Source organism: Micromonospora sp. NPDC047548, assembly GCF_040642975.1.
Lineage (GTDB): Bacteria > Actinomycetota > Actinomycetes > Mycobacteriales > Micromonosporaceae > Micromonospora.
The window spans coordinates 52,336-70,576 of sequence record NZ_JBEYTI010000017.1 but is presented as its reverse complement, the minus strand read 5'-3'; the positions used below and the strand labels follow the sequence as shown (position 1 = coordinate 70,576).

At 68.3% G+C, this 18,241-nt stretch carries 18 protein-coding genes, 1 tRNA gene and 3 pseudogenes; 12 read left to right on the top strand and 10 right to left on the bottom strand.

The window, feature by feature from the left end; translation table 11 throughout:
* Nucleotides 1–177 precede the first annotated feature (177 nt).
* Nucleotides 178–253, top strand: a tRNA-Lys gene (locus tag ABZ807_RS19055).
* A gap of 277 nt (nt 254–530) precedes the next feature.
* Nucleotides 531–827 (top strand): DUF4326 domain-containing protein, encoded by a 297-nt coding sequence (locus ABZ807_RS19050; protein WP_357159288.1) that lies wholly within the window; start codon nt 531–533, stop codon nt 825–827.
* Here ABZ807_RS19050 and ABZ807_RS19045 read toward each other — a convergent pair.
* Nucleotides 817–1,707 (bottom strand): hypothetical protein, encoded by an 891-nt coding sequence (locus ABZ807_RS19045; protein ID WP_357159285.1) that lies wholly within the window; start codon nt 1,705–1,707, stop codon nt 817–819. The two genes, ABZ807_RS19050 and ABZ807_RS19045, sit on opposite strands and share 11 nt — an antisense overlap.
* 525 nt (nt 1,708–2,232) lie before the next feature.
* Here ABZ807_RS19045 and ABZ807_RS19040 point away from each other — a divergent pair.
* Entirely contained in the window at nt 2,233–3,030 is a 798-nt protein-coding gene (locus tag ABZ807_RS19040) for a DeoR family transcriptional regulator (protein WP_357159282.1), read from the top strand.
* Nucleotides 3,031–3,176: 146 nt separating this feature from the next.
* Complete coding sequence (locus tag ABZ807_RS19035; protein WP_357159279.1) at nt 3,177–3,857, top strand: YdcF family protein; 681 nt, start codon at nt 3,177–3,179, stop codon at nt 3,855–3,857.
* A gap of 6 nt (nt 3,858–3,863) precedes the next feature.
* Here ABZ807_RS19035 and ABZ807_RS19030 read toward each other — a convergent pair whose 3' ends face one another.
* Nucleotides 3,864–5,090, bottom strand: coding sequence for a helix-turn-helix transcriptional regulator (locus ABZ807_RS19030; RefSeq protein ID WP_357159276.1), 1,227 nt, complete (start codon nt 5,088–5,090; stop codon nt 3,864–3,866).
* Nucleotides 5,091–5,459: 369 nt separating this feature from the next.
* Between ABZ807_RS19030 and amcA (ABZ807_RS19025) the strand changes: the two genes are divergently transcribed.
* The 6 genes and pseudogenes from amcA (ABZ807_RS19025) to ABZ807_RS19000 form a co-directional block, all read left to right on the top strand.
* The gene (amcA, locus tag ABZ807_RS19025; protein WP_357159273.1) at nt 5,460–5,624 is read left to right on the top strand and encodes a multiple cyclophane-containing RiPP AmcA; all 165 of its coding nucleotides are present in this window, start codon (nt 5,460–5,462) and stop codon (nt 5,622–5,624) included.
* Nucleotides 5,621–5,968, top strand: a complete 348-nt coding sequence (locus ABZ807_RS19020) for a hypothetical protein (RefSeq protein WP_357159270.1) — start codon at nt 5,621–5,623, stop codon at nt 5,966–5,968. The genes amcA (ABZ807_RS19025) and ABZ807_RS19020 overlap by 4 nt, the downstream gene beginning before the upstream one ends.
* Nucleotides 5,965–7,101, top strand: a complete 1,137-nt coding sequence (gene amcB, locus ABZ807_RS19015) for a cyclophane-forming radical SAM peptide maturase AmcB (RefSeq protein WP_357159267.1) — start codon at nt 5,965–5,967, stop codon at nt 7,099–7,101. The genes ABZ807_RS19020 and amcB overlap by 4 nt, the downstream gene beginning before the upstream one ends.
* Nucleotides 7,098–7,280 (top strand): multiple cyclophane-containing RiPP AmcA, encoded by a 183-nt coding sequence (gene amcA / locus ABZ807_RS19010; protein ID WP_013732934.1) that lies wholly within the window; start codon nt 7,098–7,100, stop codon nt 7,278–7,280. Before amcB ends, amcA (ABZ807_RS19010) begins: the two co-directional genes overlap by 4 nt.
* Nucleotides 7,281–7,341: 61 nt before the next feature.
* Nucleotides 7,342–8,004, top strand: a complete 663-nt coding sequence (locus ABZ807_RS19005; protein WP_357159264.1) for a pentapeptide repeat-containing protein — start codon at nt 7,342–7,344, stop codon at nt 8,002–8,004.
* Between the two features lie 15 nt (nt 8,005–8,019).
* Nucleotides 8,020–8,148, top strand: a pseudogene (locus ABZ807_RS19000) (kinase); the annotation flags it as partial.
* A 211-nt stretch (nt 8,149–8,359) separates the two neighbouring features.
* Here ABZ807_RS19000 and ABZ807_RS18995 read toward each other — a convergent pair.
* The 3 genes from ABZ807_RS18995 to ABZ807_RS18985 all read right to left on the bottom strand — a co-directional run bounded on the left by ABZ807_RS18995 (nt 8,360) and on the right by ABZ807_RS18985 (nt 13,105).
* Complete coding sequence (locus ABZ807_RS18995) at nt 8,360–9,529, bottom strand: low temperature requirement protein A (protein WP_357159431.1); 1,170 nt, start codon at nt 9,527–9,529, stop codon at nt 8,360–8,362.
* A 457-nt stretch (nt 9,530–9,986) separates the two neighbouring features.
* Complete coding sequence (locus tag ABZ807_RS18990) at nt 9,987–10,604, bottom strand: DUF6262 family protein (protein ID WP_357159261.1); 618 nt, start codon at nt 10,602–10,604, stop codon at nt 9,987–9,989.
* The gene (locus ABZ807_RS18985) at nt 10,601–13,105 is read right to left on the bottom strand and encodes a site-specific integrase (RefSeq protein WP_357159258.1); all 2,505 of its coding nucleotides are present in this window, start codon (nt 13,103–13,105) and stop codon (nt 10,601–10,603) included. Before ABZ807_RS18985 ends, ABZ807_RS18990 begins: the two co-directional genes overlap by 4 nt.
* 344 nt (nt 13,106–13,449) lie before the next feature.
* Between ABZ807_RS18985 and ABZ807_RS18980 the strand changes: the two are divergent.
* A pseudogene (locus ABZ807_RS18980) lies at nt 13,450–13,899 on the top strand (kinase); the annotation flags it as partial.
* Between the two features lie 426 nt (nt 13,900–14,325).
* On the opposite strand, the gene ABZ807_RS18975 reads toward ABZ807_RS18980, so the two are convergent.
* The 4 genes from ABZ807_RS18975 to ABZ807_RS18960 all read right to left on the bottom strand — a co-directional run bounded on the left by ABZ807_RS18975 (nt 14,326) and on the right by ABZ807_RS18960 (nt 17,128).
* Nucleotides 14,326–15,120, bottom strand: coding sequence for an ABC transporter permease (locus ABZ807_RS18975; protein ID WP_357159254.1), 795 nt, complete (start codon nt 15,118–15,120; stop codon nt 14,326–14,328).
* On the bottom strand, nt 15,117–16,106 hold the full coding sequence (locus tag ABZ807_RS18970) for an ATP-binding cassette domain-containing protein (RefSeq protein WP_357159251.1): 990 nt from the start codon (nt 16,104–16,106) through the stop codon (nt 15,117–15,119). Before ABZ807_RS18970 ends, ABZ807_RS18975 begins: the two co-directional genes overlap by 4 nt.
* Nucleotides 16,107–16,191: 85 nt before the next feature.
* A complete protein-coding gene (locus ABZ807_RS18965) occupies nt 16,192–16,548 on the bottom strand; it encodes a hypothetical protein (RefSeq protein ID WP_357159248.1) in 357 nt (118 codons plus the stop codon).
* A 10-nt stretch (nt 16,549–16,558) separates the two neighbouring features.
* Nucleotides 16,559–17,128 carry a helix-turn-helix domain-containing protein gene (locus ABZ807_RS18960; RefSeq protein WP_357159245.1) on the bottom strand — a complete coding sequence of 190 codons (570 nt, stop codon included), beginning with the start codon at nt 17,126–17,128 and terminating at the stop codon, nt 16,559–16,561.
* A gap of 78 nt (nt 17,129–17,206) precedes the next feature.
* Here ABZ807_RS18960 and ABZ807_RS18955 point away from each other — a divergent pair.
* Nucleotides 17,207–17,443 (top strand): annotated as a pseudogene (locus ABZ807_RS18955) (Clp protease N-terminal domain-containing protein); the annotation flags it as partial.
* Between the two features lie 186 nt (nt 17,444–17,629).
* Here the strand turns inward: ABZ807_RS18955 and ABZ807_RS18950 are convergent.
* On the bottom strand, nt 17,630–18,151 hold the full coding sequence (locus ABZ807_RS18950; protein WP_357159242.1) for a hypothetical protein: 522 nt from the start codon (nt 18,149–18,151) through the stop codon (nt 17,630–17,632).
* Between the last annotated feature and the right edge of the window lie 90 nt (nt 18,152–18,241).

Here is an 18,241-nt window from a genome sequence, read left to right as displayed (position 1 = left end):
AGTTCTCGCGTGCCTGGCGACATGGTGCCGCATCACCACCGCCGCCCTGGTCCCGTCGGGCGGTCGACCGAGGGTTTTCGTGGCTTTTGCCCGTTAAGCTCGACCGAACAGGGGAGCCGGGTATCGGATTGGAACCCGGCTCAGGGGCCGTGCTAGTGTTCTCTCCGTTGCCAACGAGCGCCGCTAGCTCAACTGGCAGAGCAGCGGACTCTTAATCCGCGGGTTCGGGGTTCGAGTCCCTGGCGGCGCACCAACGATCAAGGCCCTGACCTGGTGGTTCACACCGGTCGGGGCCTTTTTCGTGTACGCGGGCGGTGGGTGGTCGCTCGGTGGGTGCTCGGGAGCCGTTGGACCGGGCTGGCGTTGCCGGGACACGTCGTTGTTCCGTGGAAGCCTGCGCTCATCGTCATTTCTGAGGTGGCCAGCATGCATCGGGCCTTCGGGGTTATTGGCGCATCCGCCCGCCCAGGGGCGACGCGCTTCCTTCGAGCATCCACGCGGAGCCGGTCGTTGGCGATTACGCTGGTGGCGTGGGGGGACAGCCGCGGGTTCGCGTGCAGGGAGACCTCTATCACCCGGTGGTGCCGCCCGGTGCCGTGTATGTGGGGCGGCAGGGGTTCGGGTTGCGGCGTTCTCCCTGGGCCAATCCGTTCAGCCTGCGAAAGCATGATCGGGCGGAGGCGTTACGCCTCTATCGGCAGTGGCTTGTGGGGCAGCCGGCCCTTGTTGACCGGGCGCGTCGGGAACTCACGGGGAAGCAGTTGGCGTGCTGGTGCCGCGTCGAGGATGCGTGCCATGCCGACGTGCTGGCCGACATCATCGGTTGAGGTGCAATCGGTATCGAGCGGCGGGCCGTCTCGGTGCGTAGACACCGCCGATGCTGAAGGACTGCGGTCTTGCCGCTTGGTTGCCTACGTAGAAGGCGACGTCGCGGTCAGCGGCGCAGAGCTGGGTGAGGAACTTGTTTCTCAGCTGCTCCGCAGCCTCCGCGTCGGTGAGCTGGTCCAGACGGCGTTGTAGGGCGACGAACTCCCAGTCCCAGAGTGTCTGCTGGTGACCGCGGCAATGACGGTCTGCGCAGCGGTAGCGGTAGGCGCCGGTGAAGCGTGGTGCTTGAAGCGGGCTGCGCTTGGCCGGTTCCAGTAGGTCGAGCTGGTTGAGGTACCCGGCAATCTTCTTGCGATCCTCCGCCGACCAGCCGGGATGTCGCTTGACCTGAAGAGCCGAGATGTCGGCCACGCGAATCAGCGCGATCGATCGTGCGCTCGGGTCGTCGCGGGTCTGTTTGTTGACCCGGCACATGGAGTCTTCGACGAGCGGATCGAGGAGGTTTCGACGCGACTGCCGACTGGCAATGTGCCGCTCGGTGGTGATGGTGTCCACGATCGGCTTCCAGCTCTCGCGCCGCTGGTCTTGCCTGGCTGGCAGTGCATCGACGTGGATGATGTCGTACTTGTGGAACTTGCCGCCGTCGTCGAGGTCCCGATAGTGGACCGGGTAGAGGCGAATCCAACCCGTCCAGGGCGGGTCCATGCCCAGTGCCCCGACGCAGACCGTCTCCCCGTACCGCGCGGAGGGGTTGGGTGCCGCTTTCACTGTGATCAGGAGGCGGAGTGTCGCTGGTCGTGCCAGGACTGGCTTCGGTCTCGGATCTTCGTCGGTGCTCGGTCCCCACAACGGAAGCTGTTCCAACGGAACCACCCACATCGCTAAATGCAGCCGCCCAGGCACATTTAGTTACATAGACAGTCTCGCATCTGAGTGGATCGGGCGCTAGCCGGCAGGGGTGAGGGCCAGCCTCTCGGCCGAACGCCGGCGCAGAGAGCTCACCTGGCTTTGTCACTTTTAGTAACCGCCGTCTCGGCGTATGGCGCGTCATCGCCGAGCCGGGAAGGCGCGTGTCAGGCGTTTCTGGAGATCGGTGCCGCGGTGCGGTGCTATCCGTGGAGATCAACTTTTGGTGGCCCGGTTTGACCGCTTCGCTTCTTCTGTCCTCGGCTCTTCGGCTGATTCACTGAACAGTGATCTCCAAAATCGGCCCCAAAACCACGGTTTGGGTATGTGGGTGCTCGCACGGCCCGCCGACGCCTTGCCCAATGGCCCACGGCGGGCGTTGTCTCCGGTCACGGCGGTCCAGGCTTCCGATCTTCCGGGTTGGCGTATTGACTACTGCCTGTTGCAGCTGCGGGCAAGCGGGATGTGGACTGTCGGCGCCTGGAGGATCATCGGGGGATGGGCGAGCAGGATGCCAGGCGGCGGTTGTCCCCGCGGCGGTGGCGGGCCCTGTGGTACCTGGCGCAGCATGGTTCCGCGTCGACGCTGGACGTGGCGCTTGTCTGTGCGGTGTCGCGGCTGACGGCTCACCGGGACCTGGTGTGGCTGCACGAGGCGGGACTGGTGCGCCGCGAGCGCTCGCCGGAGGACCGGACCCACACCTGGTGGTACGGGGTCACGGCCGAGGGGACCGACGTGCTCCGGCGCGCCCTGACGGCGTCGGGGCGGCCAGTTCCGCTGAGGTTGGGTCAGCGGCCCGCCGGCATGGCGGATGACCTGCTGTTTCTGCCGTTGATCGAGGTGTCGCGGCGCAACCCGGGGCGGTGCGAGCTGTTCCAGTGGCTGGCGACGATGGAGACCTCGGCGTGGTTGCGCCAGCACGACCTCGCGCAGTTGCGGGCCGACGGCTACGGCATATGGCTGCAGGACGGACGGTGCCTGCGGTTCCTGGTCCACGTCGACCGTGGCCCGGTCGGCGACGTTGTCACCGAGCACGAGCGGTCGACGTCAGGGCTGGGTGGTCTGTTGACCGGCTACCGGCGGGCGGACCGGCTGGTGCCGGTCGGGGCGGTTCTGGTGATCGCTCAGGACGCCGAGCGGGAGGAACGACTGCAGGCCGACCTGCTCCGCGGGCCGCTGCGGAACGCTGCCGCCACGACCAGGCGGCAGTTGTTGTATCGCCACTGGCCGGACGAGCAGGTATGGCAGGTGCCGGGCGAGACTGGCAGGCGTCGCTTCATCGAGGTCGGAACCTGACCTCACCACGTCACGATGCCCCGGCCGCCGCCAACCTCCTGATCCTGAGGAGGCCAGCGGCGTGGTGCTGGAGTCAGCGGCGTCGTGCTGCGCTGCTACCCCTACGCTGGCGGCATGAGGGAACCCAGCGCGGACCGGACTGGTAGGTGCTGATGAACCGGCATGCGGCGGCACATGCCGAGGCGATTCCCGATGCTATCCGGGCGGACGTGGAGACGCTCTGGCGCTACCACGACATGCGTCACGAGTTGCGCCCGTGCGACGTGGGGATCGGGTTGGGCAGTCATGACCTCGGCGTGGCTGTCATCGCGACGCGCCTGTTTCACGGGGGCCTGTTCCCAAGGATCGTGTTCACCGGCGCGAACGCCCCGACGACCGTCGAGCGGTTCCCGCGTGGAGAAGCAGTGCACTACCGCGAGTACGCCGTCGAGCAGGGCGTACCCGTGGAAGCGATTCTCGTGGAGCCGCGTGCCACGAACACCGCCCAAAACCTGGAGTACTCGCGTCAGCTCCTGACCGAACACCGGATCCCGGTGAAGTCGGTGCTGATCATGTCGCGGCCCTACCAGCAGCGTCGGGCCTACGCCACCTGCAGGCTGATGTGGCCGGAGGTCGATGTGGTGTGCGCGTCGAATCCGCTCGAGCTGGACGACTATGTGCGCAGCATCGGCGACCCGCGGCGGGTGGTGGACATGCTGGTGGGCGACACGCAGCGGATCGAGGTGTACGCGGAGCGCGGGTTCGCGATCCCGCAGGAGATGCCGGACCAGGTACGGGCGGCCTTCGGACGCCTGGTGGCGGCCGGCTACACGAGTCGGCTGATCTGAGCACAGCTACCAGCGTGGCCCTCCCGACCGGACGCCCATCCGGTCGCTGAGTTCGACGGCCAGTCGAGGTGGCCGGGGGCGGGTGAGGATGTCCCGGACAAGGTCGCGGGAGAGCCGGTGATAGCGCACCTGGTCGGGGCCGATGACCTCGGCGTCCAGAAGCGCGGCGAGCGCGTCGTCGATGCGGTTCCACCGGGCAAGGGCTCGGGCGGTTTCGATGGCGTGCCGAACCTGCCGCTCGACGGGCACGGTGCTGGTGTCGAGTGGGGCGCCGATGGCGATGGCGCGTTGCACGTCGCCGAGTTCCATCGCCACGGTCGTCTTGTGGATCGACACGTTGGTCGGCCCGAACGCGGTCCACACGTGGTTGCCATCGGCACCGAGTTGCCGTGCGGCGGCATCGGCCTCGGCGATGTGGGTGTCGGCCGAGGCGCGGTCGTCGTCTCGAGCGGCGGCCAGCGCGCAGACCAGGTGCAGGCTGCCGTAGACCGACAGCAGCTGCGGAGTCGGCTTAACGAGCCGTGGTTCCAGGAACTGTGCCGCCGTGGCGCCGAGGCCGCGGGCTTGGGCGTACTCACCGATGGATGCCAGCGAGTGTGCGGCGGAGCGGCTGAGCGAGCCGATGACGACATGGTCCTGGCTGGCGTTGGCGGCGGCCAGCCCTCGGCTGGCGGCGGTCCACGCGAGATCACCTTCGCCCAGCTTGGTAAGGAACAACGCGGCGAGCTGGTGCGCGTAGGCGGTCATCGTATGCGCGCGCTGGCCATCGCCTCCGTCGTACGCCTCAGTGGCGGCGAGGCAGTCGTGGATGAGGTAGGGCAGCCGGCGGGCGAGGGTGCCGTACCGCGAGTGCTGGTAGGCGGTCCAGATCTCGGCGACGTCGTTCTCGATCTCGCGCAGGGCAGGTGCCTCGACGTCCCTGGAGCTGGCCAGCGCCGGCGCGAGGTGACGATAGTCGTGAAGCGCGGCCCGCAAGGCCGGGATCGTCTCGCGACCTGAGTCGTCCGACCACTCGAACAGGCTCGGTGCACCGATCAGGTCGCCGAGGGACACGTCGAGGGCCTTGGCGATCGCGCGTATGACCGACAGCCGGTCCAGGTCGGCCCGGTTCGTCTCGACCTTGCGTAACCACTCCTGCGTCTTGCCGACCAGACCGGCCAGCACCTCCTGGGAGAGCCCTCGCCGACGCCGGTAGAAGGCGACGCGCTGGCCGATCGTCATGTCGTCCGTCATCCCTCGCACACCATCACCCTGCCCGCTGAAGCCCGCCGGACCCGGTACGGATTTTCCCGGTCCTCCGTACGGACCGCCCCTACGTTCAGTTCACCCCAGATCACCGGCGTGTGTCGATGCCGGTGTCGGGATGACTGACAGGGAGCTGCAGATGGAGGGATCGATGAGCGGCGCACCACACCACGGCTTGGGCCGCTGGCTCGGCCCGTCCGGGAGCGAACTGTCTCAGCGCTTTCCCCGCCTGCGTACCGCCATGAGGGCTGCGCGGGTGGGTGATCGGCGGTCTGCTCCCAGCCGCCGTGATGCGGCGGCGGGCTCGCCCTTCCCCCGGCGAGCCCGCCGCTCATCGTCCCTGGTGGGGGTGGCGGCATGACGGTGTACGTCTCGCGTAACGCCATGGCCAGCCAGTCCCGGCGCCCCGAGCCCAGGTGGACGTCCAAGCAGGGGCAGGTGTGGCCCGCTGATCCGCCGCTACTCACCTTCGTGTGGCGTCGGCTGTTCGAGCAGCAGGCCCGCGAGGGCGGTCGCCGGTGACCGGGCCGCAGCGCCGTCTCGCGGCGAACCGGCTCGCGCCAGCCGAGGTGGAACATCTGCCGATGCGCCCGCTGTGGCTGTGCCGCCGATGCGGGCAGCCGTGGCCCTGCGGCGCAGCGAAGCTCGCGCTCCTAGCCGAGTACCGAGAAGTGCCGGTGAGCCTGTTCCTCTACCTGGCCGGCTGCCTGCACGACGCGATCGACGACCTGCACCGGCTCAACCCGAGCGTCACGGGCAGCGCCGCCGACATGTTCGACCGGTTCCTCGGCTGGCCCGCCCGCCATACCCACGCCTACCGCGTCAGTACCACCACGGCCGTCAGCATCGAAGAGGCCTCCTCGTGAACGGCATCGGCCTCATCAACGCCACCGGCCAGCCGGCGATCGCCGGCAGCTTCCACACCCTGGTCGTGCAGCCGACGAGCTTCTGCAACCTCGACTGCACCTACTGCTACCTGCCCGACCGGAGATCCCTCCGCCTGATGAACGGCGCGGTCGCGCAGGCTTGCGCCGAGTCGGTCGCCCAGCAGAACAGCGGTCATCCGGTGAGCGTCGTGTGGCACGGGGGCGAACCCACCGCCACACCCATCGGGTTGCTCCGGGATCTACTGGCCCCGTTCGAGGAGCTGCGGCGCGCGGGGATGGTGCGTCACGAGATCCAGACGAACGCGACGTTGATTAACCGACAGTGGTGCGAGCTGTTCACCGCTTACGGGTTCGAGGTCGGGGTCAGCATCGACGGACCGGGTGCGTTGAACCGCAACCGCCTCGACCGGGCCGGCACGTCGACGGATGCCCGAACCCTGCGCGGCATGCAGACCCTGGCCGACGCGGGGCTGGGGTACTCGGTGATCTGTGTGGTGACCCCGGAAACCATCGACCACGCGGAATCCCTCGTCGACTTCTTTGCCGGCCTGCCCGGCTGCGAGTCGGTGGGCTTCAACATCGAAGAGCAGGAGGGCGCCGATCGGGCAGCGGTGTCGGAGGATGCCGCGTACCGGTTCTGGCAGCACGTCATCGAGCGTCGTGTCGGCGGCAGCCCGCTGCGGATCCGCGACGTGGACCGGCTGGCCGACTATCTCGCCGCCACCCGCGCTGGTCACGTCGACGACGCGCCGTACGAGCCGATCCCGACCGTCTCCTGGGATGGGCAGGTGGTGTTGCTGTCACCGGAGCTGCTCGGCATCACCGAGCCGCGATACGGCGACTTCATCGCCGGAAACGTCCTCCATCAGCCCATCACCGCCATGCTCGCCCGCGCCGGCGACCTGGACTACGTCGCCGAGTTCGTCACGGCCCTCAACGACTGCGCCGACCTCTGCGCCTTCTACGACTTCTGCCGCGGCGCCCAGGCCGGCAACCGCTACTTCGAGCACGCGACGTTCACCGCCCGCGAGACCACCTACTGCCGAACCACCCGACAGGCCCTCGTCCGCGCCGCCGCCGACCACCTCACCCCTCAAGGAGGAGCACTGTGACCAACGCGCTCGCGGTCCTCGTCAACGCCGCACCCGAGCAACTCGCCCGCCTCGGCGTCGACCCGCAGCGGTCGGTAGCGTCGATCGACGCGGCGAAGTTCGACAACCGCCCCACCTGGGATAACAAGGGTAAGTTCGACAGTCGACCCGGCTGGGACAACTGGAACAAGAAGAAGTAGCCCCCACCACGGGACGCGCGGGGTGGCATGCCCACCCCGCGCCCACACAGGTTGAGGACGCATGCGCACCACCACGATCGGCGACGTGAAGGTCCTGCTGCCGGACCTCGAACCGGACGACCTCGACACCACGACGGACCTTGCCGACGGCCTCACCGAGGCCCTCGTCGAGGGCGCCGCGTGGCACGGCTCGCACCTTGAGGACGCCCGCATCCGCAGCAGCCTGATCACCGGCGCGGACCTGAGCGAGAGCACCTGGGAAGCCGGCAGCCTCTACGGCTGCGAGATCACCCGCACCGACTTCTCCGGCGCGACCCTGACCGGCATCACCATCGAACGGTGCGCCATTACCGGCTCCCGGTTCACCGGCACCAGACTCACCGATGTCCGCCTCAAGGACGTCCTGTTCGACGGCTGCCGCTTCGACTACGCCACCTTCCACCGCGTCACCGCCGCAGGCTCAGTCGCGTTCACCGACTGCACTCTCATCAACGGCGCGTGGTCTTCCTGCCGACTACCGCGCATCGCGCTGCGGTTTTGTGACCTCGCCGGCCTGGAACTGGACTCCTGCCACCTCGACGGCACCGACCTGCGGGGCAGCCGGCTCCGCGGCCTCAAGACGCCGTTGGACAACCTGCGCGGCGTCACTCTCGGCAAGGATCAGCTTCCTGACCTCACCCAGCTGACCGTCGCCGCCCTCAACCTCACCGTACGCAACAACTGAAGCCGGGGAGGCATCGTGCTCGCTGAACCCACGGGCAGCCCGGACACGATCCTCGTCTGCATCCGAGGCAACTCCGGCTCGGGCAAAAGCAGCATCGCCCGCGAGCTACGACGCCGGCACGGCCGGGGCTGCGCCCTGACCGACCTTACTGACCGCCGTTGGTGTTGAATTGTCTCTGAGCTGGGAGGAAACGTCGCGAACATGTTCGTGACGTCGGCTGTCTGACCTTCCTGCTCGGTCGGCCTTCGTACTCGAACAGGATCTGCCACCGCGACGGCCTGAACGCCACGATGTCCTCTAGGCCGGCAGGCCGGGCGGTGTGTCAACCAACACCGCGAACGTTCGTCGTCAGGCGCTAGAAGGCGGGGGATGGTGGTTCGGGTGGGCGGCCATGAGCGCGAACGATGTCCGTGGTGGCGATCCCGGCCAGGACTAGGGTAGCGGCGATGGCGGCGCCCAGCGGTGGTCCGTGCACCAGGACCAGTGCCGGCGCGGCGGCGGCCAGTACGAGCAGCGCGACCAGCCGGGACGGGGAGACCCGGCTGAATACCTCGTATTCGAATCGGGCTCGGCCGGCCACGAACAAGGCTGGCCCGCCGAGAACGACGCCGACCAGTCCGGGGCCGCTATCCCCGGTGGGATGGTGGATGACCGCTTCGGCTCCGGCCGAGGTGACGACCACGCCAGCCACCATGATCAGGTGGGTGTAGGGCGCGGACCGCACGAGCCGGCCCGGATCATGGGAGGACTCGATGCTGCTCTGGAGCAGTGCTCCGGCGCGTTGGACGTAGATCTGCCACAGCAACACGGTCGTGGCGAACGCGACTGCGAACGCGATGGTCTGGTCGAGCGTGAACCCGTTACCGGCGTACGTGAGGCTGGTGACCAGGATGAGATCGCCGAGGGCGAGAGTGAAGAACTGCTGGTAACGCTCGGCCAGGTGTTCGGCCGCCAACCCGTACTGCGACCGGGGCACCCGTCCCAGCCAGGGTGTGGGGTATCGGAGCCAGGCCGCCCCGTAGTCCAGGGCGAGGGCGGCCGTCCACAACGCGCCACGCGCGGGACCGGGCACGGCGGCTCCGGCGAGCCACGGTACGGCCGAGACGGAGAACCAGAAGAGGAACCGCCCGGCGTGCCGGCGTGCCTGCTGGCTTCGTAAAGCGGGTACCAGGAAGAGGCTGCGGCCGAGGTGGATCGCTACGTAGGCGCCCGCGAAGACCACGGCATCGCGGGTGAAGGCCGCAGGCAGCGCGACGGCCATCAACATGGTGCCGAACATGACCGAGACGGTCATGAGGTAGATCGGCGGTCGGTGCGGCAGGTAGAGATCGGTCGTGAGCGCGGTGATCGACCAGACCCACCAGACCCCCGCAATCAGCACCAGCGTTTCAAAGGCACCGACCAAGGTCAGATCGGCGGCCAGTTTCTGCGAGATCAACGCAAGAGCGGCAACGAACACCAGATCGAGGAACAATTCCAACAGGGTGGATCGTTGCGGGCCGCCTGCCCGGCGTCTCAACCCCACCGCCGCGTCGCCCGTCACGGGCTGCCCGGTCCGGTCGTAAGCCGTCGGCTACCGACGGTCGATGGTTGGGGCTGGTGCCGATACCCGGCAGCCCACCTGCCCTTACGCGCGATCATTATCGGTGATATGCCCTCCTTCAAGCTGATCGTAATCGCCGCCAGTCGCTGAGTAACGATTTAGCGGCAACCGGGAACGTTTCGCGTCTCAGCTGGCCGTGACAGGCGCGAGCAACGCCAGCGGCTGAGTGGCCTCCACGCTGTCGAGGAGATTTCATCCGAACGGGTTCGGCTACGGTGGACAGCGAGCCGCTCCTGAGAGGACACATCCGAACCAACCATCCGCTCATCGACCAGAAGCGCGCACTGGAACATGGCGTGCGGCCTTGCTTGTCACCACGTAGGGTGACGGTGCCGCGACGGGCATCCCAACTAGGGCAGGCTACTTCCGACTGCGTCTGTCACTGATCAGGAAGGGGACGGGCGTTTGTCGGGTGGTTGAGCTGGGTGTCGAGTAGTGGGGCTTCGAGGTCGGCGAGGCGTTTGTCGAGGAAGCGGTTGTTGGAGCGGGCGGCTTGCAGCTTCTGTTCCAGGGCCCGGTTGTCTTCGGTGAGCTGGCGCACGCGCTGTTTGAGCGTGGTGTTCTCCTCGGCGAGGCGTTGGGCGGTGCCTTCGGTGTATTCGGCTTGCAGGTCGCGGATCTGCCCGAGGAGGATGCCGATGCGTTCCCGTTGGGTGTCGATCTCGGCGTAGGCGGCTTTGAGTGCGTCTTCGGCGTTGAGGGCTCGCTGGTGCCAGGAGGCTTCGACGTGCGCGTCGTGTGCTGCCTGGGTTCGGCGTCGTTGGTCGCCGTTGGCGGCGATCGCGGTGGTCACGAGGTTCTTGGCGTCGGTGTTCTGGTAGAGGAAGGTGCGTGAGACGCTGGCCCGCCGTGCGACGGCCGGGTAGGTGATAGGGGTCCGCTCGCGGCGCATGGTCCGCAGCGTCGCCTCGATTCGTTCGAGCTTGTCGCGGGTGCTCTGCTGGCGGGCTTGGTTGGCCGCCATCGTTCGTGGTGTTCCCTGGTTGGGGATTGTCATGAGGTGCTCTCGATGCCGCCGACGGTGGTCAGGTCGGAGGTTCGGAACGCGGTGTTCCAGAGGCGGTGGAAGTAGTCCTGGGGGCGTCGCAGGTCCAGGGCGAGGGCGTCGTCGAGCAGTCCAATGCCGGCGAGGGCGCGTTCCAGGCCGGCGATGGCGCGGGCGGTGGGCTCGAACTGCTGGTGCAGCCAGTCGGCCATCTCGTCGGTGGGTGCGCGTTCGGCCAGTGAGTACCACTGCTCTCGTTTGCGGCGCCAATACAGCAGGTCAGCGCCGGTCATAACGAACTTCTCGCAGTTGGTGCAGGCCAGTTTCCAGGGGCAGGCGCCGCCGTCCACGACGACCTGGTAGGTGCAGATCCCGCCTTCGGTCGGGGTGCTGCGCCGTCCGAGGTCAATCGCCAGGGCTTGGGCCTGCTCGCGCGGCAGTGGTGTCACTCCGTCGGAGATCAGTTGGCCGGGTTGTGGTGCCCCGGGGCCGGCGACCCAGACGTGCTGGAGGACGTCGTCGATCTCGCTGAGCGCGACCTTGGCGTAGTGCTCGGTCATGCGCTCGGAGACATGGCCGAGGTAGCGCTTGATGTGCTGCAGGCTGGCGCCAGCGGCCAGGAGCCTGGTCGCGAGGGTGTGGCGGGCCTGGTGCGGGACCGCAGGCCCGAGGTTGAGGTCGGCAATCCAGTGGTGGAAGTGCCGGTGGAACCAGGTGTGGCTGATGGCGTAGGTGCCGTGGGGGTTCTTGTAGCCGCGGGGGAACATCGCCATCGTCGCGCGTTCCTGGTGTGTCGGGGTTCGGGCGTATCGCTGCTCGAAACGGGTGATGGTGGTGCGTTGCCGTTCCCGCAGCCGCTGGTAGGTGTAGTCGGGGATGCGGATGGCCTCGTTGTAGTTGCCGACCTTGGTCTGGTCGTGCCAGAGCAGGGGGACGCCGTTGTGGATCCCGACGCATTCCAGCCGCAACCCGAGGACTTCCCCGGCCCGCCGGCCGGTCACGACGATCGTCTCCCAGATGTCGCGTACTCCCCGGTCCCTGACGTCGGACTGGGCCAGCAGTTCCAGGTTGGCCTGGTCGGCGAGGGTTCGGGCGGTGTCGTCGGTGAAGGGGCTGCGGGGCCGGAAGGCGGGCTTGTCACCTCCGGGGAAGGCGACGACGAACTCTCGGTCCAGGCTGATCTGCTCGGCGCGGCCGGCCTCCAGCGCCGCCCGCATGATCTTGCGCAGGGTGTCGAAGGTGCTCTTGCAGGTCACGCTCGTGACGATGGGCGGCTTGGTGTTGTAGCCGAGCCGCAGCGCCGGGAGTCGGTCTCGTGCTCGCCGTCGATGATCGGCGACGAACTGGTCGACGTGTTCGGCGCGGAGCAGGGACGGGTCGTGGCCTGCTGCCGGGGCCCTGGCCTCGAGGAACGCCCCGAGTTCCTGCACCGCGACGCGGATCGCGAAGTAGGTGCCCCGCCCACGGGGGCAGTTCACCGACCGTAGGAGGTCCGCGAGGTGATCCCAGAGCAGATCACGAAGCCACCGCTGCGGGATCAACGCCAGGTCGAACTTGCTGTTGAGCTTGCTGATTCGGCGGCCGAAGTGCTCGAAGTCGATGTATCCGGCCTCCTTGCTCTCGCTCGGCGTCACATAGACGACCTCCAAGTCACGGCGGATCTCGCTCACGATCATCCGCTCGTGCTCGCCCGCCCCGTCCAGGTTGTAGTACTCCAGCGAGGCGAGTCCGCGGCAGGCGTCCACGACCCGCAGGATCGAGTGCATCCACCACCGGGTGTGGTCGCTGCGCTGGATGTAGGAGTGCAAGCCCCACTTCAGTTCCGCCTTGATCAGCGGACTCATGCCGTGGAGGCTGATCTGCCCCGGGCGGGCAGCCGGCTGGACGTGGCTGCACCAGCGCCGGAACGCGGGCCCGTCGTCGTAGAAGATCGGAACGTGCTGGCCGCGACGGTCGAACCAGCGGCCCCAGTTGGACGGCAGCCGAGCTCCGCCCGGGCGCCCGGCCCGCCGGTAGAGCTTCTCGTGGTCCTCGCAGAGTCCCAGCGGGGAGCGAGCCAGATCGGCGCAGCAGAGCGCAACACACTGCCCGTAGGAGGCGCACGGATCTTGGACGGACAACCACGTCTCGAACCCGTCGTCGTCCGACACGCGAACGGACCCGCTGAACTCCTGCCAGCGGTTGCGATGGAAGGTGCACAGCCCGGCGAGCATGTTCCGCTCAGCTGGCCGGCCGCACTGTTGGACGCGGCAGCCGGTGGGGGCGTTGAGCCGCTTCCGCGCGTCGACCAACGGGGCGGTGCGCAGGAACTGCAACCGGTCCACGCCGGCTGCTTCCGCCTCCCGCCACCGGGTCAGGTGGTTGCCGCAGAGCTCCTGAGCACGGATGTAGCCGTCGCAGCCGTCGATCAGGCAGTTCCAGTGCAGCACCGGATGGTTCTTGGGGACGTGGATGACATCGTCCCGAAACAGCGGGTCGAACCCGGGTCCTTCGATCAGGGCGCTCAAGATCACGCAGCCGCACCGCCTTGAACTGCAGCGCTTCGCGTTCAAGCCACCGCAGGTGATCCACCAGTAGATACGCGTACGTCCGCTGAGTGCCCGGCTCGCCCTCATACCGGCGCAGGAAACGGTCCGCCTCCTCGTGGACCGCGCCCTCCGGCCACAGGATCGTCCACGACCGGCGCCCGCCGCTGAGGAAGACCTCCTGAACCCGTATCTGCCCTACAACCCGCCTGCGGTCCAAGCGCCCTCACACCCCCACGTCCCGAACATAGAGATCATGAAAGGTTAGGAGCGCCGGATGATCAACAGACGAGACGCCCGCAGACGTCACGTACACCAAGAGGATGGTCGGAAAGGTCGAGCAGGACTACCTGCGCCGCATCCTGCTGCGCGAGCGAGACAAGCCCGGCGGCACGGCACCGGCGTTGATCGCGCAGACCGTTCGGTTCGCGCTGGACCACGGCTATCACGTGGTGCTGGAGGGCATCATGCACACCAGCCGCTACCGAAGCATGCTGACCTCCCTGCGGGACGGCCACGGCGGCCGGTCGCTGTTCTGCTACCTCGACGTGTCCCTGGCCGAGACCCTGCGCCGGCATCTCACGCGCCCGCAGGCCGGTGAGTTCACCGCCGAGCACATGAGCGGCTGGTACGCCGCCCATGACGTCCTGGGCTGGCCCGACGAACTCGTCCTACCGGAGACCACCACCCTGGTCGACGCCGTCGAGGCCCTCGCCGCTGCCGCCGGGCTACCCCAGACCGGACGCGACGACGATCTGCTTCCGAACGTTCCGTTCTCGTAGAGCAGCCCAGCCGGCTACCGGTGTCGCCGTTCCGGTGCACCGTTCGCCAACGTCGGTCCCGAGTGGCCAGGCAGCCCAGGTCCCTCGGGGTGGCGATGCGGCATGCCCGGCTGAGCCGCCGTGGGTGTTCCGAACGGGATGAGGGTGCCGTCCACGTCAAGGAAAAGCAACGGACGCGGCGCAGGGGCGGACATGACCCAAGAGGCTAGCCCTCACCCCGCCGCCAACTAGCTCCGCGGACTTGCCCCAAGTCCATTCGTCTCGCTGCTGCTCCCTGCGGCGGGCACGCGTGCGCCGCTGACGGCGACCACGGCAGGGCCAGCGCTGGGATGCCTCTCACCGGATTCTCTCCGCTCCGCGCCGCTGTCGTATCCGACCACGCCACCAGCACCACATCCCATACCCGTTCCAGGTGATCCGCCCCGGTCAGGTGACGTCCCGGCGTAGGGGCAGGACGATAGCCAGCAGCGCGGCGGCGACCGCGTAGGCGATCAGCAGCCCGGCGCCGGCCTGCGGGGAGAGCAGTTGCGGTGCGGCCCCCGTCGTGTCGTGCGCCACCTGGGTGAGCGCGGTGAAGTTGGTCAGCGCGGCGGTGGCGCCGCCGGGCAGGAACGGGTAGGCCACGTTCACCCCGGGTACGAAGAGCAGCAGGTTTTCTCCCATGTAGAGGTACGCGCCCAGGCCGGCCAGCGCGATCACCTGGTTGCGGACCAGTGCGCCGATGCCCACGCCCAGTACCGTGTAGGCGGCCATCGCCACGACCAGACGCAACAGCAGACCGGCAACGACGTCGAGTGGCGCGCCGGTGGGGACGTCGCGGACAGCCATCCCGGCGTAGAGCGCGATGCCGGCCGTGGTCGCGGTGATCAGCCCGTAGGCCACTCCGGCGACGAGGTAGGCGAAGAGTTTCGCGGCCAGCACGCTCCAGCGTCGAGGTGCGAACAGGAAGGTGGCCGAGATGGTCCGGTGCCGGTACTCGGAGGTGACCGCCGTCGCGCCGAACAGCGCAGGGGCGATCACTCCGAGCCCGGCGAGGCCGAGTACCGCCCGGATGCCGGCCTCGGTGTCCAGTCCGGGCAGTGGCGGATTGACATTCTCCGGACCGATGACGGTGAGCAGCCCAACCAGGCCGCCCCCGAAGACGACCGCGGCGACCACCGCCCAGATCCAGAGGCGGGTGGCGAACAGCCGGCGGAACTCGGCTCGGACGAGGTGGCTCATCGGGTGATCCTCTCTGCCCCGGTCAACTGCAGGAATGCCTGTTCCAGGTCGGTGTGGTACGGGGTCAGTCCGTACACCCGCAAACCCGAGCCCGCGGCGGTGTCAGCCACCTGTTCGGCGTCAAGTCCATGGATCCGGAGGGTGCCCGGATTGGTGTTGTCGATCCGGGGCGGGCGGCCATCGGTCGTCGCGACATCGGCCAGTCGCGCGGCGAGGAGGTCAGCGTCAGGAGACTGGACCACGACGGCGGGAACGGTCACCGCAGCGAGTTCGTCGAGGGTGCCTTCGGCCATCAGACGCCCGCCGTTGAGCACGACCACGCGGTCCACCATCTGTTCCACCTCGCTGAGCACATGGCTGGAGACCAAGACGGTGCGCCCCTCGTCGGCGAGCTGCCGTAGGAACCGGCGTAGCCAGGCGATCCCCCCGGGGTCGAGCCCGTTGGTCGGCTCGTCAAGAAGCAGCACGGGGGCGTTGCCGAGTAGGGCCGTGGCGAGGGCGAGCCGCTGGCGCATACCCGTGGAGAATCCGCCGGTCTTCCGGCCTGCGAACCCGGACATCTCCAGAGCCTCGATGACCTCGTCCGCGCGCCGTACCGGCAGCCCGGCCATGTCGCAGTAGATCCGCAGGTGGTCCCGGGCACTGATTCCGGGATGACAGCACGATGCGTCCAGAGCTGCGCCGACGGTACGAGCCGGCTGCGGCAACTCGACGTACCGTCGGCCACCGATGAGCGCGTCGCCAGAGGTGGGCCGGACCAACCCCAGGATCATCCGCAGGGTGGTTGACTTCCCTGCGCCGTTTGGGCCGAGGAAACCGGTCACCCGTCCGGGCTCCACGGTGAAGCTCAGGTTGGTGACCGCCGGAACGTCGCCGAACCGCTTGGTGAGGTTGCGCACCTGCACCCGTACGCCGTCGGAGGTCTTCGTCATGCCGGTGAGCGGATTGTCGTGGTCACCGGGGACCGGCTTTCGGATTGTGGACATGAGGCATCGCCGTTCGTGGTGGGGTGAGAAACGGGCCGGTGGCTGCCGGAGTGGCCACCGGCCGGGGAAGCGACGGACGGACCGGTCAGGGCTTCCGGGTGGCCTCTTCGATGAGCCGGACCGTGGCGCGGGGGTCGCTGACCTGGATGACGAGGCGGTTGTAGCGTTCGTCGGTCAGTTCGATGACGACGGCCTGGGCCGGGTCGCGGACGTCCCAGAACACCCGCTCGCCGTCGAGGTGGAAGGTGCCCGCGACGATGACCCCGGGAAGGTGGGCTCCCGGCGCTCGCAACCCCTTCGGCTCCTTGACGATCCCCGGATCGGCGGTCGCGCCCCTGACGTTGACCAGCGGGATCGTGAGTCGGCTCTTCAGTGCCCAGAGCTTGTCCAGGCCCTCGATCTCCACGACGAGGGCCTCGCCGTCGACGTACACACGTGCCATGTTTCTCTCCTCAGATCTCGTGGCGGCTGAGCCGGTCGGCCACGGCCCCGCTGGCTTCGATGGTTTGCGTATCGGACGCGCCGGCCCTGGCCCGCAGGCGCAGACCCAGCACGGTGGCGGTCAGCGCGGTGGTCAGTGCGGCGACCCGAGCGGTTTCGTCAGCGCCCGGATGTCCGGCGATCAGGACGCGACCGAGGGCCTCATCGAGCTCCTGCAGGCACCAGGTGACCACTTCGGCGACCTCAGGATCGATCGGCGCGCGTTCAACCGCGGCCCTCAGGAGCAGGTCGATGCCGGGTTTCGCCGCGTCGGTGGCAAGTGCGCGATGCAGTGCCTCGGTGATGTCGCCAGCCGCCGAGACGGCCATGACGAGTGGTCGTACCTGGTGCTCTACGTGCCAGTGCAGCGCCGCCATGTAGAGCCCACGCTTGCTGCCGAAGGTCTTGTACAGGCTGTTGCGATGGACGCCGAGGGCGGCCACCAGGTCATCGACGGACGTGCCGTCGTACCCCCGGTCGGCGAACACCTCTGCCGCCGCCTGAACAACCTGATCCTCGTCGAACCCGCGCGGTCTCCCCATGTCAGTCATGGTAGCGGGTTTAGGAACGAACAGTCAAGAACAATCGTTCCTATATTCTGCCGAGAGACGTCGGTGGCCCTCCCGCCGCCGGCCGACCGGGTGCCCGACCTGATCCCGTACGACGCGCAGGGCAAGAAGGCCCTCGAACTGACCTTCCGGGAGGCGCTGCGCCTCGGGCACAACCACGTCGGCACCGGGCACATCCTGCTCGCCCTGCTGGAGCTGGAGGACGGCTCCGGCGTGCTCTCCGGGCTGGGCCTGGACAGGGAGGGTGTCGAGGAGTGGATCACCACCGCCCTGGCGCAGCGGGCGTGACCCTCGCGGGGGACCGAGGTCCCCCGCACCGGGGAGTTCCCGGCCGCCGGATGCCGGCAGAGTTCCAGGTGGACCGTCCCACGTTCGTACGCAGCCGGCACGGACGCCCGGCCCGCCGGGCGGTGACGGTCCGTCGGTGGCCGGGGCGCGGCACGGGGGGACGCCCCGGCCACCGACGGGTACGCCTCAGGAGGTGTCGGCCGGGAAGCCGTAGCGGGTGGCGTGCTCCGGGTCGGCCGGGTCGACCTGCCGGATGCCGGCGTCGGCGAGGCGCTTGTTCACCTCGTCCAGCTGCTCGCGGACCAGCCGGGCCTCCTCCTCGGTCACCCGGCCGCGGTGCGGCCGGCCGGCGTACTCGATGGTGCCGTAGTCGACCTTCTCCGCGCTCTTGCGCGCCTTCGGCGGGCGTACCCGCTCGGCGGTGCGCAGCAACTGGGCCATCGGCACGTCGGTGGCCATCGCGTCGAACTCGCTGGCGGTCAGTACCACCCGGCGCGGCTCGCCGCCGCCGTGCCGGTCGTGGATCTCCACCACCGCCACGTCCAGTGCCGCGTCGTCGATGCTCTCCACCTCGACCGGCGTGGCGTCCAGCTGCACGGGCCCGGCGACCAGGTCAGGGTGCTCCAACACGACGACCTTGACCACCTCGTCGTCGGGCCGCAGCACCGTGCCACTGAAGTCGGAGACGTGGATCGTCTTCTTGCCCATGCGCGGAGCTTCTCCTGTCGTAGGCCAAGTTTCGGACCAGAAGACGCTACCCGACACCTGTGCGAAAGCCCCGGCTGGACGCCCCGGGTG

Bases quoted from the DNA above. Each gene is read 5' to 3' on its own strand.
- ABZ807_RS18950 (WP_357159242.1), bottom strand. From the start codon at position 18,151: ATGGGCAAGAAGACGATCCACGTCTCCGACTTCAGTGGCACGGTGCTG.
- ABZ807_RS18990 (WP_357159261.1), bottom strand. From the start codon at position 10,604: ATGACAATCCCCAACCAGGGAACACCACGAACGATGGCGGCCAACCAA.
- ABZ807_RS18970 (WP_357159251.1), bottom strand. From the start codon at position 16,106: ATGTCCACAATCCGAAAGCCGGTCCCCGGTGACCACGACAATCCGCTC.
- ABZ807_RS19030 (WP_357159276.1), bottom strand. From the start codon at position 5,090: ATGACGGACGACATGACGATCGGCCAGCGCGTCGCCTTCTACCGGCGT.
- ABZ807_RS19040 (WP_357159282.1), top strand. From the start codon at position 2,233: ATGGGCGAGCAGGATGCCAGGCGGCGGTTGTCCCCGCGGCGGTGGCGG.
- ABZ807_RS19005 (WP_357159264.1), top strand. From the start codon at position 7,342: ATGCGCACCACCACGATCGGCGACGTGAAGGTCCTGCTGCCGGACCTC.
- ABZ807_RS19045 (WP_357159285.1), bottom strand. From the start codon at position 1,707: ATGTGGGTGGTTCCGTTGGAACAGCTTCCGTTGTGGGGACCGAGCACC.
- ABZ807_RS18965 (WP_357159248.1), bottom strand. From the start codon at position 16,548: ATGGCACGTGTGTACGTCGACGGCGAGGCCCTCGTCGTGGAGATCGAG.
- ABZ807_RS18975 (WP_357159254.1), bottom strand. From the start codon at position 15,120: ATGAGCCACCTCGTCCGAGCCGAGTTCCGCCGGCTGTTCGCCACCCGC.
- ABZ807_RS18960 (WP_357159245.1), bottom strand. From the start codon at position 17,128: ATGGGGAGACCGCGCGGGTTCGACGAGGATCAGGTTGTTCAGGCGGCG.
- amcA (WP_357159273.1), top strand. From the start codon at position 5,460: ATGACGGTGTACGTCTCGCGTAACGCCATGGCCAGCCAGTCCCGGCGC.